This is a genomic window from Polaromonas sp. P1_F6 (assembly GCF_056405695.1).
Genome location: NZ_JBFUBQ010000001.1, coordinates 854789 through 867820 on the forward strand (window position 1 = coordinate 854789; position 13032 = coordinate 867820).

Sequence of the window (13032 nt, forward strand, 5' to 3'; positions counted from 1 at the left end):
CTCTAGCCCTTTCAGTGCATGCGCGAGAAGCTATTAAAACAATAGCAAACGAGTGCCCGCCCCAGATGAGTACCTGAGGCGCGGCACCCGGCGCGGCCAGCAGCGTCAAGCCGCCAGCTCTTCTTCTTCCAGGTTGTCGCTGAGGAAGCCACCGCTTTGGTGCGCCCAGAGCCGTGCATACAGGCCGCCGTTGGCCAGCAGGCTGCGGTGGTCGCCTTCTTCGACGATGCGCCCTTGGTCCAGCACGATCAGCCTGTCCATGGCGGCGATGGTTGAGAGGCGGTGGGCGATGGCGATTACCGTCTTGCCCTGCATCAAAGTGTTGAGGCTGCTCTGAATGGCGACTTCCACTTCGGAGTCGAGCGCGCTGGTGGCTTCGTCCAGCAGCAGGATGGGCGCGTCCTTGAGCATCACGCGCGCAATCGCGATGCGCTGGCGCTGCCCGCCTGAAAGCTTCACGCCGCGTTCACCCACGTGGGCGTCGTAGCCGTGGCGGCCGTGCGGGTCGGTCAGGTCGGCGATGAAGGTGTCGGCCTCGGCACGCCGCGCGGCCAGGCGCATGTCGTCGTCCGTGGCGCCGGGGCGGCTGTAGGTGATGTTGTCGCGCACCGAGCGGTGCAGTAGCGAGGTGTCTTGCGTCACCATGCCGATGTGGCTGCGCAGGCTGTCCTGCGTCACGGTGGCGATGTCCTGGCCGTCGATCAGGATGCGCCCGCCGTCGAGGTCATAGAACCGCAGCAGCAGGTTGACCAGCGTCGATTTGCCGGCGCCCGAGCGTCCGATCAGGCCGATTTTTTCACCGGGCCTGACGGTCAGTGTCAGCTGGTCGATCACGGGTTTGTTCTTGCCGTAGCTGAAGTTCACGGCTTCAAAGCGCACCTCGCCGCGCGGCACGTCCAGCGCGGCCGCATCGGGCGCATCGACGATGGTGTGCGGCCGCGAAAGCGTGTTGATACCGTCCTGCACGGTGCCCACGCTTTCAAAGAGGCTGGTGGTCTCCCACATGATCCAGTGCGACATGCCTTGCAGGCGCAGTGCCATGGCAGTGGCCGCGGCCACCGCACCCGCGCCGACCTGGCCCAGGTGCCAGAGCCATAAGGACGTGCCGGCCATGCCGAGGATCAGGCCCATGCTGAGCGTGTGGTTGACGATCTCGAACGCGCTGACAAGGCGCATCTGGGTGTAGCCGGTCTTCATGAACTCGCTCATGGCGTCGCGCGCGAAGCCGGCCTCGCGCCGGGTGTGCGAGAACAGCTTGACGGTGGTGATGTTGGTGTAGGCGTCGGTGATGCGGCCGGTCATCAGCGACCGGGCGTCGGCCTGCTGCTTGCCAATGCGGCCCAGCCGCGGCACGAAGTAATAGAGGCTGGCGATATAGAGCGCCAGCCAGACCAGGAAGGGCGCCACCAGTTTCGTGTCGAACGCGGCGGCCAGCACCGTCATGGTGGCGATATAGACGCCCATGGCCACCAGCACGTCGGCCAGCACGAAGAGCGTGTCGCGCACCGCCAGTGCAGTCTGCATGACCTTGGTGGTCAGCCGGCCGGCGAATTCGTCCTGGTAGAAGGACATGCTTTGCCCCAGCATCAGGCGGTGAAAGTTCCAACGCAGCCGCATCGGGAAGTTGATGGCCAGCGTCTGGTGCTTCACGGTGGTCTGCAGCGCGACGGCGGCGATGCTGGCCACCACGATGAAGGCGAGCCAGCCCAGTGTGTTGCCGTGCTCGACCCACAGGTTGGCGGGCGCCGTCGCGCCCAGCCAGTCGACGATGCGGCCCAGCATGGCGAACAGCAAAGCCTCAAAAACCGCCATCACCGCCGAGAGCAGCGCCAGCTGCAGGATGTAGCCGCGCGCGCCTTCGGTGCAGGCCCACAGAAAAGCCATGAAACCCTTGGGCGGCAAGGAAGGGTCGGCGTCAGGGTAGGCGGGAAGCTGGCTTTCGAATCGTTTGAAAAAAACCATGGATGTCGTTTGTCTTTGGTTCAGGTGTCTGCTTATAAGGTGTTATGGCTGTGGGATCGTTGACTTATTTCGGAGTGATTGATGCGCCGGCTGTGATGCCGGCAACACCAGGGCTTCAGCTGAAGAGCTCCAGCATCCGGTCCAGGCCGCCTTCATTGATGGCCACCATGGCCTGCTCGCGTACGCGCGGCTTGGCGTGATAGGCCACCGAGAGGCCGGCCACGCCCATCATGGGCAGGTCGTTGGCGCCGTCGCCCATGGCGATCGCCTCAAGCGGGTTGATGCCCAGATTGCCGCAGGTCTCGAGCAGCATCTTGCGCTTCTCTTCGCCGTCGCAGATGTCGCCCCAGGGCTGGTCGACCATCTTCCCAGTGAGAAAGCCGTCTTTCACCTCCAGCACGTTGGAGCGCGTGTAGTCGATGCCGAGTTCGTCACGCACGCGGTCGGTAAAAAAGGTGAAGCCGCCGCTGACCAGCAGCACTTTCATGCCGGCTTTCTTGCAGGTCTGCACCAGTTCGGCCGCGCCGGGGTTGAGTTTCAGTCGCTCGCGGTAGACCTCGTCCATGCTGGCCACGCTCACGCCCTTGAGCAGGGCCACGCGCTGGCGCAGGCTCTCCTTGTAGTCGGTGATCTCGCCGCGCATGGCGGCTTCGGTGATGGCTGCCACCTCGGCCTTGCGGCCCGCAGCGTCGGCGATTTCGTCCACACACTCGATATTGATGAGCGTGGAATCCATGTCAAAGGCGATCAGCCTGAAATTGCTGAGCTTGAGGTCTGGCGTAGAGACGTTGACGACGAGGCCGGGGGAGATTTCAGCGGGGGTCATGCGGGCGTTGCTTCTGTGGTGGAGGGGGTTTTGGGTTGACCGAGAGAGCGCAGGATGTCGCGCACCATTTGCGCGCGGTCTTTGGGTTCGGGGAGCTCGCGCTCGATACGCAGCTTGTCGTTGCCGGCCAACTTGATGTGCCGGTTCTTCTGGATGAGGTGCATGATGGCCATCGAATCGATGGGCGGGTCTTTCTTGAAGGTGATGTTGATGCCGCCGGGCGCGGCATCGACCTTGACCACGCCATAAGGCCGGGCGATCACGCGCAGGCGGTGCACGTCGATGAGTGTCTGTGCCTGCGGCGGCAGCTTGCCGAAGCGGTCGACGATTTCCTCCAGCAGCGCGTCGATCTGGTCGGTGTTCTTCGCCGTGGCCAGTTTTTTGTAGAAAGACAGGCGCAGGTGCACGTCGCCGCAATAGTCGTTGGGCAGCAGGGCCGGGGCGTGCAGGTTGATTTCGGTCGTCACGCTGAGCGGCGACAGCAGGTCGGGCTCGCGCCCGGCCTTGAGTGAGGCCACGGCTTCGCTCAGCATCTCGTTGTAGAGCTGAAAGCCCACCTCGAGCATGTTGCCGCTCTGGTTTTCGCCCAGCACTTCGCCGGTGCCGCGGATTTCCAGGTCGTGCATTGCCAGGTAAAAGCCCGATCCGAGTTCCTCCATCTGCTGGATGGCTTCGAGCCGCTGGCCTGCCTGCTTGGTCAGGCCCTCGATGTCGGGAACCATCAAATAGGCATAGGCCTGGTGGTGGCTTCGGCCCACGCGACCGCGCAGCTGGTGCAGCTGTGCCAGGCCGAACTTGTCGGCGCGGCTCATCACGATGGTGTTGGCGGTCGGCACGTCGATGCCGGTTTCGATGATGGTCGAGCACAGCAGCAGGTTGTAGCGCTGGGCGATGAAGTCTTTCATCACGCGCTCCAGCTCGCGCTCGGGCATCTGGCCGTGCGCCACAGCAATGCGCGCTTCGGGCAATATCTCTTCGAGCTTTTCGCGCCGGTTCTGGATGGTCTCGACCTCGTTGTGCAGAAAGTAGACCTGACCGCCGCGTTTCAACTCGCGCAGCACGGCTTCGCGGATCACGCCGTTGTTTTCGCTGCGCACAAAGGTCTTGATGGCCAGGCGGCGCTGCGGCGCGGTGGCGATCACGCTCAGATCGCGCAGGCCTTCAAGCGCCATGCCCAGCGTGCGCGGGATCGGCGTGGCCGTCAGCGTCAGCACGTCAACCTCGGCGCGCATGGCCTTCATGGCTTCTTTGTGGCGCACGCCAAAGCGGTGCTCTTCATCGATGATCAGCAGGCCCAGGCGCTCGAACTTCACGTCCTGGCTCAGCAGCTTGTGCGTGCCGACAACGATGTCGACCGTGCCGTCGGCCAGGCCCTTGATGGCGGCGGTAATCTCTTTGCCCGAGCGGAAGCGGCTCATCTCGGCGATCTTGACCGGCCATTTGGCAAAGCGGTCCACCAGCGTCTGGTAGTGCTGCTCGGCCAGCAAGGTGGTGGGCGCCAGCAGGGCCACCTGCCGCCCGCCGGTCACGGCGATGAAGGCGGCACGCAGCGCGACCTCGGTCTTGCCGAAACCCACGTCGCCGCAGACCAGCCTGTCCATGGGCCGCGGGCTGATCATGTCCTGGATCACGGCGTGGATGGCGGCGCGCTGGTCGGCGGTCTCTTCAAAGCCGAAGTCGTTGGCGAAAGTTTCGTAGTCGCCGGGCGAATAGCGGAAAGCATGGCCTTCGCGCGCGGCGCGGCGGGCGTAGATGTTGAGCAGCTCGGCGGCCGAGTCGCGGATCTGCTCAGCGGCCTTGCGCTTGGCTTTTTCCCACTGGCCGCTGCCCAGCCTGTGCAGCGGGGCTTCTTCGGCGCTGACGCCGGTGTAGCGGCTGATCAGGTGCAGCTGGCTGACGGGCACATACAGTGTGGCGCTGTCGGCATACTCGAGGTGCAAAAACTCCTGCAGCAGCGGCGTGCCGTCGGCATTGGTGCCCTGGCCCAGGTCCATGTTGATGAGGCCGCGGTAGCGGCCAATGCCGTGGGCGCTGTGCACCACCGGATCGCCCACGTTGAGCTCCGACAGGTCCTTGATCAGTGCTTCAACGTCGCTGACCTGTTCCTGCTTTTTGTTGCGGCGGCGCACGGTGGCGCCCGCGGCAAACAGCTCGGTCTCGGTGATGAAGTCGATGCCTTCTTCCAGCCAGCTGAAACCGGTGTTCAGCGCCGCGGTGGCGATGCCGAGCTTTTCGTCGCTGGCCTGGAAGTCTTCGAGGGAATCAAACGCCGGCGGGCTGACGCTGCTCGCGCGCAGGAAGTCCAGCAGGCTTTCGCGCCGGCCCTCGCTTTCGGCCAGCACCAGCACCCGGTGGGCCGTGTTGCGTACGTGGCCCTTGAATTTGGCCAGCGGATCTTCGGCGCCACGCACCACGGCCATTTCGCCCAGCTTTTGAAACTGCGCGTTGTCGGCCACGTCTTCGACCGTGGCGCGTATGGCCAGTTGCGCGTAGTCGTTGGCGCGCGCGTAGAACTGCTCGGTGCCCAGGAAGAGCGACTCGGGCGGCAGCGCCGGGCGGTCGGGTGCATCACGCACCAGCCGGTATCGGTCCTTGGTGTCTTGCCAGAAACGCTGGAAGGCCGGCTCCAGGTCACCGTGCAGCACCACGGTGGCATTGCCGCCCAGGTAGTCAAACACGGTGGCGGTTTCTTCAAAGAAGAGCGGCAGGTAGTACTCGATGCCGGCGGTGGCTACGCCGTTGCCCATGTCTTTGTAGATGCGGCTCTTGGTTGGGTCCCCGTCGAGTAGTTCGCGCCAGCGGCTGCGGAACCGGGCACGCGCCTCGTCGTCCATCGGGAATTCGCGTCCAGGCAAGAGGCGCACCTCGGGCACGGGATAGAGGCTGCGCTGGCTGTCAGGGTCAAAGGTGCGGATGCTGTCGATCTCGTCGTCAAACAGATCGACGCGGTAAGGCACAGGGCTGCCCATGGGGAAGAGGTCAATCAAACCGCCGCGCACCGCGTATTCGCCGGGGCTGACTACTTGCGTCACGTGGCTGTAGCCCGCCAGCGTGAGCTGGGCCTTGAGCCGCGTTTCATCGAGCTTTTGTTTGACCTTGAACTGGAAGGTGTAGCCCGCCAGAAAGCTGGGCGGCGCCAGGCGATATAGCGCCGTAGTAGCGGGCACGATGACGACGTCGGCGCCAGTTTCCTTGTCGCGCTGCTGGATTCGCCACAGCGTGGCCAGGCGCTCGCTGATCAAATCCTGGTGCGGCGAGAAGGTGTCGTAGGGCAGGGTTTCCCAGTCCGGGAACAGCGCGCAGCGCAGGTCAGGTGCAAAAAACGTGATCTCGTCCATCAGGCGCTGGGCCGTGGTGGCGTCCGACGTGATGATGGCGGTGAGCTTGCCGGCGGCTTTTTCGCGGGTGCCCAGACGTGCCAGCAGCAGGGCATCGGCAGAACCGACGGGCTGGGGCAGGGTGTAGCGTTTGCCGGTGACGAGTGAGGGTAGGTGCATTGATCGGTGCGCTGGCGAGTGTGTCGTTTCAAACAATCAGGAAAGAGGAAGGCAGGAAAGGCCAAAATCCAAACGACAAAAGCCAGACACCCCAAACCATCCGGAGTGGGGTGCCTGCATGCGTTCAAGCATCGATTTTAGAATCTATGATGAAGTTATGACGACAAGCCCTGCCAATAACCGTTCCGAACCCCGTTTTTTTGTGCTGATTCCCTGTGCGGGGCAAGGTAGCCGGGCCGGAACCCCTCAAGCCAAGCAATACCAGATGATTGACGGCATCCCTATGGTCCGCCATACCGTAGAGGCTTTTCGGGCGCTTCCAGGCACTTTCACCGGTTTGTGGGTGGTCATTTCCCCGTCGGATGACGATTTTTTGAAGGTGTTTCCCGATTTCGGCAACGCGAACGAAACCCTGTCGGTTGGTGGCGGACTGACCCGTGCGGCCACGGTGCTGAACGGCCTCAAAGCGATGGTGGCGCGGAAACCCGGCGGCGCGGCCCTGACCGACTGGGTGCTGGTGCACGATGCGGCGCGCTGCCTGGTCACAGCCGGGCAGATCAAGGCCCTGATCCATGAATGCCGCAATGATTCCGTGGGCGGCCTGCTGGCTCAAAAGCTGCCGGACACGCTTAAAACCGAACGGGACGGCCGCGTGGCCGCCACTGTGGACCGTAGCGACAAATGGCTGGCGCAAACGCCGCAAATGTTTCGTATCGGCGCGCTGATCGATGCGCTGGAGCGCGCCGGAGACGCTGTCACGGATGAATCCAGTGCCATGGAGGCGGCAGGGCTTTCTCCCCGGCTGGTCAGTGGGAGTGCGCAGAACTTCAAAGTGACCTATCCGGAGGATTTCGCGCTAGCGGAAGCTATTCTCGAGCGGCGCAGAAAATAGCTCATGGCTGCTACTCAATCACGCAATTCCATTCACGCAAGGCCCGACGATGACCACCTTGAACTTTCGAATCGGTGAAGGCTGGGACACCCACGCGTTGGTGCCTGGGCGCAAGCTCATCATCGGTGGTGTGGACATTCCCCATACCGTCGGCTTGCTTGGCCATTCGGACGCCGATGTGCTGTTGCACGCAATCACCGATGCGTTGCTGGGCGCTGCCGGGCTGGGCGACATCGGCTCGCATTTTCCGGACACCGACGCGCGCTTCAAGGGCGCTGATTCGACCGTCTTGCTGGCAGAGGTCGGGCGCTTGCTGGCAGAGCGCGGCCACAAGATCGGCAACATCGACAGCACGGTCATTGCGCAGGCGCCCAAACTTGCGCCTTACATTGCGGCAATGCGGACACGCATCGCAGAAGTGCTGGCGCTGGAAGTGGGACAGGTGAACGTCAAGGCCAAGACCGCCGAAAAGCTCGGCCCGGTAGGACAGGGCCTGAGCATGGAAGCCCGGGCTGTTGTTCTGCTTTTCTAGTGCTATCGTTTTGATAGCTTCTCGCGCACGGCCTGCCTGGTCGGAGAGGTGATTTCCCTTTGAGGCCGGCTGCGGAGCCGGGCAACCGTCCGCAGGGGGAATCAGCTCCTGCGCAGCTTGATATGCGCGGCGAGCCCGCCGGAGCCTGTGTTGGCCAGGCCAAACACGCCGCCCATGCGGTGAATCGTCTTTTCGACAATCGCGAGACCCAGGCCCGCGCCGGTGGCGGCGGTGCGGGCGGCGTCTCCCCGGAAAAACGGGCGGGTGAGCTTGGACAAGGTTTCGGGCGCCACGCCCATGCCGTGATCCCGTACCTTGATCAGCACCCACTGGTCACGGCCTTTGGCCGCAATATCAACCAAGGCAATGCCGGTTTCGGGCGTCTTGCCGTAGCGCCTGGCATTTTCAAGCAGGTTTGAAATCACGCGCGACAGCTCGACCTCGTCGGCCAGCACGGCCATATCGTCCGGGATGGTGACGGTGACCCGCATGTCTTCATAGTCGGCGATGGCGTACACGGCGGCATCGACTACCGCATTGAGTGAAACCCGTTCCAGCCGCGGTGGCTCGGGCCGGGCATAGTCGAGGAATTTGTCGATGATGGCGTCCAGCTGGGTGATGTCTGCGGCCATGTGCTCGCGCGCATCCATGTCGGTGACGCTCATCTCGGTTTCCAGGCGCAGCCGGGCCAGCGGGGTGCGCAGGTCATGGGAAATCCCCGCCAGCATGATGACCCGGTCCTGCTCGATTTTGGACAGCTGCTCGGCCATGCGGTTAAAGCCGATGTTGACCTCACGGATTTCGCTGGTCGCCACTTTTTCATCGAGCAGGCTGGCATCGAAGTCGCCGTCCCGCATTCGGCTGGCCGCGAACGACAGCTGCTTGAGCGGCCGGTTGATCAGGCGTGCGATAAAGGCTGCCCCGGCCAGCGACAGCGCTGCAGCCGTGATGAGCCAGATGATCCAGGTGCTGTTGCGTGAGGGCCCGATCTTGGAGGGGTCAGTGAGCAGCCAGTACGCATCGCCGTCGATAGTAAAGCCCACCCACAGGCCCTTCTGGCCGTTGACGCTGCTGGCCACCACAGTGCCGGCACCCAGCCGTGTCTTCAGCTCTTCGGCCGTGCGTTCACCGAGTTCATCGCTTTCAAAAAGCTCGTACTTGTCCTTGGGCTCGCGCGGCGTGATGCGTACGCGCTCCTCGTCCGCCAGGGTCTTGATCAGCGATACGCGGGCGATGGAGTCGGAATAGCGGAGCGCGGCGCGGCTGAGGTTGACCAGCGAGGCCAGTTGCTGCGCACTCTGGATGGCCCGCGGCTCGGATTCGAGTGCCCGGAAGGTCTGCAGCCAGGCAACGATGGAGCCGAACAGCAGTAGCGCCAGGAAAAAGAAGGTCCGCCAGAACAGGCTGAAACCCCTGCGCGGGCGCATTTCCAGCGGGGCCGGGGCGGTTTCGAGGGGAACTGGGTTGGTAGCGTCCATAGGAGATCAGTGCATACCGCAAAGCGCGGGCGAAAAATGGACGTTAGCACGATACAGCTGGGCAGCGGCAGGCAAGCTGTTGCCGCCTGTTGCTGGCGCGCCATACAGGCCCCCACGGTCGCTCACTTCGTGTGGCTCCCTGCCCCCCGAGGGGGCCGCCCGCCTGCGGCCTGGCAAAGCCAGTTCCGCGGCTCATGCTGGGTTGAAAAATTCCAGCGGGCACAGTGGGAGCACATGTTTTTACCAGCATGAGCCGCAGGGCCGGCTTTGCCGGACTGCAGGCGGGCGGCCCCCTCGGGGGCAGCGCATTACACGAAGCCGAAGGCGCAGTGAAAAGCGTGGGGGCTAGTTCGTGCCGTCCGGCACAAACACGTAGCCAATACCCCAGACCGTCTGAATGTAGCGGGGCACCGCTGCGTCCACTTCGATCAGTTTGCGCAAACGCGATACCTGCACGTCCAGGCTGCGGTCAAAGGGCTCGAATTCGCGCCCGCGTGCCAGTTGTGCCAGTTTTTCGCGGGACAGCGGCTGCCGCGGGTGGCGCACCAGGGTTTTCAGCATGGCGAATTCGCCGGTGGTCAGCGGCAGCTCTTCGCCGTTCTTGTGCAGGGTGCGCAAGCCCATATCGAAGGAAAACGGCCCAAAGGTAATCACTTCCTGGTCGCTGGACGGCGCACCCGGCACTTCGGCCGTCGGCCGGCGGCGCAGCACGGCGTGGATGCGGGCGAGCAATTCACGGGGATTGAACGGTTTTGCCAGGTAATCGTCGGCGCCGACCTCCAGGCCGACAATGCGGTCCACGTCCTCACCTTTGGCGGTCAGCATGATGATGGGCGTACGGTCATTGGCGGCGCGCAGGCGGCGGCAGATGGAAAGGCCGTCTTCGCCGGGCATCATCAAATCCAGGACGATCAGGTCGACGGCGTCGCGCAGCATGATGCGGTTCAGCGCTTTGCTGTCTTCGGCGAGGATGACCTCAAAACCTTCCTGGGCCAGGTAGCGGCGCAGTAGATCGCGAATGCGGGCATCGTCATCAAGGATCAGGATTTTGTCGGCACGGGCGTTGGGTTGAGCTTGGGTCATAGTCATCTGGTAATTTGTAACAGAGCCATTTTGAAGGCTGAAAAGGCGGGATGTCGCATTTTTCAGTCGGTTTGACACACTGTTACAAAAGTTGCGGCCACATGCAAGTGTGCGTGTTGACTATGGCAATGCGCCTACATTCGATTGAAAAAACACATGTAAAAATAATCGGCCGCTCCCCGGGCACCGCGCTGGCGGGCCTTTGCAAGAGCAATACCGGGCGAATGCGCCTGGTTACTTGCGGTGAACAGGCTGCTTGATTTGCAGCGTTCCGGATGTTCACCGCGATTTTCCCCTCCATTTCACGCTTGTCTTTTTTAGCCAGAAGCGGCTGAAATTCACCACCCCGAAAGGTAATTCTGATGCGAGCTCCAAAATCGATCGCTTTGTGTGTCCTGTTGGCAGGCGCAGTGCTGGGTAGCCATGCCATGGCCCAGACCAACTTCCACGAATCCCTGCAGAACGTGGCCCAGTTATCGGTCAGTGGCTCGGTGGAGGTGCAGCAGGACCTGTTGTCGATTTCATTGACCACAACCCGTGACGGTGTTGACGCAGGCGTCGTGCAAAGCCAGCTCAGGCAGGCGCTTGAGACCGCGCTGACCCAGGCCAAGCAGGCGGCAGTGCCCGGACAGATGGACGTGCGCACCGGGAATTTCAGCCTGTATCCGCGCTATGGCAAAGACGGCAAGATCAATGGCTGGCAGGGCTCCACCGAACTGGTGCTGGAAGGCAAGGACTTCCCGCGCATCACCAGCACGGCGGGCAAGATCCAGACCCTGACCATGGGCAACGTCAGTTTTGCATTGAGCCGGGAGCAGCGCGCCAAAGTCGAGGGCGAGGCACAGGCGCTCGCGATTGAGCGTTTCAAGGCCAAAGCCAGCGAGGTGGCGCGCAGTTTTGGTTTTGCCGGCTACTCGCTGCGCGAAGTCTCGGTGAATGCCAACGACCAGGGCTCTCCACCGCGTCCCCGCATGATGGCAATGTCGGCCAAGGCCGAAATGGCCGATGCATCAGTGCCTGTGGAAGCCGGCAAGAGCACGGTATTGGTCATCGTGTCGGGCTCTGTGCAGATGAAGTAAGACACTTGCCGGCGGGCGCTGCACAAAGCAGCGCGGGCGCCGGCTGCTGCCCGCCGGCCGTACGGCTGGCCATCTGGGCTTTGCGCGCGTGGCGCGCCACCACCCGTGAGCGGACATGGTCGTAAGCCCAGTTAAAGCAGAAGGTATAGGGCAGGAAGAACAGCACGATCGCAATGTCCAGTACAAAGGCTTCCCACAGGCCGATGTCCAGCCACCAGGCCGCCAGCGGAACCACCGCGATGATCAGGCCGATTTCAAACAGCACGGCATGCACGGCACGCGCCGCCAGGGTGCGCTGAAAGCCCATGCGGCGCTGCGCCCGGTCAAACAGGACGTTGAACACCATGTTCCAGCTCATCGCCATCAGCGAAACCATCAGGGTCAGCAGGCCCATGTGCGCCAGCGAATAACCGAGGAGCCAGGTGCCGAGCGGCGCGCAGATGGCAATGGCCAGAATTTCAAAGCCGACGGCGTGGAAAAAACGTTCTTTCAGGGATTTTTGGAGGCTCATGACGCGCGTTCTAAATGATTTACCGACCGTTGAGGCGAGATGCCTTACTGTCATGACGGTATTTTCATCGTTATTTCGAATACATTAAAATCAATAATCATCGAAAAAATAGATAGAAGACCGCCATGCGCCATTCCCCGGAAGCCTTGACCGCTTTTGCCGAGGCTGCGACCCTGGGTTCGTTCTCGGCCGCGGCCCGCAAGCTGGGAAAAAGCCAGTCAACAGTGAGCAGTGCGATTGCCAATCTGGAAATCGACCTTGGCTTGAACCTGTTTGACCGGAGCAGCCGAAAGCCGGCATTGACGGAACACGGACGGGTCATGCTGGGCAAGGTGCAGGAAATCCTGGCGGCCAGCGACCGGCTTGACCGCACCGCCAGCCAGCTTGGGGGAGGCCTGGAGCCCAGGCTCAGCGTGGTCTGGTCAGATACCTACCAGTCAGACCGGTTTGAAGAAATGCTTTCGGCTTTTGAGAAAAGCTTTCCCGACCTGGAGTTTGAGTGCCTGATTGCCGAGCACGGCGACCTGGTGTCGTTGGTGCAAACAGGGCGGGCAAACATTGGCGTGGTAGCCGCCCAGGGCACTTATCCGCCCGACATCGGTTCGGCCACGATTGCCGAGCAGTCTGAAATCACGCTGTTTGTGGCCACCGCCCACCCATTGGCCAGCATGAAAGACATCACGCCCGACGTTCTGGCCAATTTCAGGGAACTGCGGCTGGATACCTATATAGAGATGGAGCAGGGGGCCCAGGGAGCCCGGGGCTCGCATGGGGCGCGCCAGTCGCGCAGCGCCTGGTCCGCTCCCAGCTACCTCATGCTGCTGGAAATGGCGGTGTTGGGTTTTGGATGGGCAGCCATTCCACGCTGGATGGTGACGCGCTTTGCGACCGGCAAACTGGTCGAACTTCATGCGCGCGGCTGGCCGCGCAGGGTGCCTGTGGACGCCGTGTGGTCACGCCAGCGCCCCCTGGGCCGTGCCGGAATCTGGCTGTTGCAGGAGATGCTGGCACCGCATCTGCCCGCGGTTTTATAAGAAGAAAGTGCTTGAAAGCAAAGAAGAACGGGCGCAAGCAGCTATGAAATTGATAGTGAATGCATGAAGCGAAAATGTGAAAAAGCCCGCATGCCGTGAAAGGCATGCGGGCTTTGGGCTGGTGGCTACGCTGCCACA

The 13032-nt window shown here is 62.5% G+C and carries 10 protein-coding genes; 4 read left to right on the forward strand and 6 right to left on the reverse strand.

The genetic code is table 11. The features are described 5' to 3' along the window. Positions 1–105: 105 nt before the first annotated feature. From AC1DY9_RS03905 to mfd, 3 genes are all read right to left on the reverse strand, one after another. Positions 106–1962, reverse strand: a complete 1857-nt coding sequence (locus tag AC1DY9_RS03905; protein ID WP_477665837.1) for an ABC transporter ATP-binding protein — start codon at positions 1960–1962, stop codon at positions 106–108. A 115-nt stretch (positions 1963–2077) separates the two neighbouring features. After that, a complete protein-coding gene (gene serB / locus AC1DY9_RS03910; protein ID WP_457280535.1) occupies positions 2078–2788 on the reverse strand; it encodes a phosphoserine phosphatase SerB in 711 nt (236 codons plus the stop codon). Next, positions 2785–6285, reverse strand: coding sequence for a transcription-repair coupling factor (gene mfd, locus AC1DY9_RS03915; RefSeq protein ID WP_477665838.1), 3501 nt, complete (start codon positions 6283–6285; stop codon positions 2785–2787). The genes serB and mfd overlap by 4 nt, the downstream gene beginning before the upstream one ends. Before the next feature lie 157 nt (positions 6286–6442). Between mfd and ispD the strand changes: the two genes are divergently transcribed. Continuing rightward, positions 6443–7177: a 2-C-methyl-D-erythritol 4-phosphate cytidylyltransferase gene (gene ispD / locus AC1DY9_RS03920; RefSeq protein WP_477665839.1), complete on the forward strand. Its 735-nt coding sequence runs from the start codon at positions 6443–6445 to the stop codon at positions 7175–7177. Positions 7178–7226: 49 nt separating this feature from the next. Further along, positions 7227–7709 carry a 2-C-methyl-D-erythritol 2,4-cyclodiphosphate synthase gene (ispF, locus tag AC1DY9_RS03925; RefSeq protein ID WP_477665840.1) on the forward strand — a complete coding sequence of 161 codons (483 nt, stop codon included), beginning with the start codon at positions 7227–7229 and terminating at the stop codon, positions 7707–7709. A 101-nt stretch (positions 7710–7810) separates the two neighbouring features. On the opposite strand, the gene AC1DY9_RS03930 is transcribed toward ispF, so the two are convergent. After that, positions 7811–9187, reverse strand: a complete 1377-nt coding sequence (locus AC1DY9_RS03930; protein ID WP_457280539.1) for a sensor histidine kinase — start codon at positions 9185–9187, stop codon at positions 7811–7813. A gap of 345 nt (positions 9188–9532) precedes the next feature. Further along, complete coding sequence (ompR, locus tag AC1DY9_RS03935; RefSeq protein WP_007866319.1) at positions 9533–10270, reverse strand: osmolarity response regulator transcription factor OmpR; 738 nt, start codon at positions 10268–10270, stop codon at positions 9533–9535. 362 nt (positions 10271–10632) lie between these two features. On the opposite strand from ompR, the gene AC1DY9_RS03940 reads away from it, so the two are divergent. Further along, the gene (locus AC1DY9_RS03940; protein WP_457280540.1) at positions 10633–11349 is read left to right on the forward strand and encodes an SIMPL domain-containing protein; all 717 of its coding nucleotides are present in this window, start codon (positions 10633–10635) and stop codon (positions 11347–11349) included. Here AC1DY9_RS03940 and AC1DY9_RS03945 read toward each other — a convergent pair. Further along, entirely contained in the window at positions 11318–11860 is a 543-nt protein-coding gene (locus AC1DY9_RS03945; RefSeq protein WP_477665841.1) for a multidrug/biocide efflux PACE transporter, read from the reverse strand. The two genes, AC1DY9_RS03940 and AC1DY9_RS03945, sit on opposite strands and share 32 nt — an antisense overlap. Positions 11861–11985: 125 nt before the next feature. On the opposite strand from AC1DY9_RS03945, the gene AC1DY9_RS03950 reads away from it, so the two are divergent. Continuing rightward, positions 11986–12894, forward strand: a complete 909-nt coding sequence (locus AC1DY9_RS03950) for a LysR family transcriptional regulator (RefSeq protein WP_477665842.1) — start codon at positions 11986–11988, stop codon at positions 12892–12894. Positions 12895–13032: the final 138 nt, after the last annotated feature.

Bases quoted from the DNA above. Each gene is read 5' to 3' on its own strand.
- AC1DY9_RS03905 (WP_477665837.1), bottom strand. From the start codon at position 1,962: ATGGTTTTTTTCAAACGATTCGAAAGCCAGCTTCCCGCCTACCCTGAC.
- serB (WP_457280535.1), bottom strand. From the start codon at position 2,788: ATGACCCCCGCTGAAATCTCCCCCGGCCTCGTCGTCAACGTCTCTACG.
- mfd (WP_477665838.1), bottom strand. From the start codon at position 6,285: ATGCACCTACCCTCACTCGTCACCGGCAAACGCTACACCCTGCCCCAG.
- ispD (WP_477665839.1), top strand. From the start codon at position 6,443: ATGACGACAAGCCCTGCCAATAACCGTTCCGAACCCCGTTTTTTTGTG.
- ispF (WP_477665840.1), top strand. From the start codon at position 7,227: ATGACCACCTTGAACTTTCGAATCGGTGAAGGCTGGGACACCCACGCG.
- AC1DY9_RS03930 (WP_457280539.1), bottom strand. From the start codon at position 9,187: ATGGACGCTACCAACCCAGTTCCCCTCGAAACCGCCCCGGCCCCGCTG.
- ompR (WP_007866319.1), bottom strand. From the start codon at position 10,270: ATGACCCAAGCTCAACCCAACGCCCGTGCCGACAAAATCCTGATCCTT.
- AC1DY9_RS03940 (WP_457280540.1), top strand. From the start codon at position 10,633: ATGCGAGCTCCAAAATCGATCGCTTTGTGTGTCCTGTTGGCAGGCGCA.
- AC1DY9_RS03945 (WP_477665841.1), bottom strand. From the start codon at position 11,860: ATGAGCCTCCAAAAATCCCTGAAAGAACGTTTTTTCCACGCCGTCGGC.
- AC1DY9_RS03950 (WP_477665842.1), top strand. From the start codon at position 11,986: ATGCGCCATTCCCCGGAAGCCTTGACCGCTTTTGCCGAGGCTGCGACC.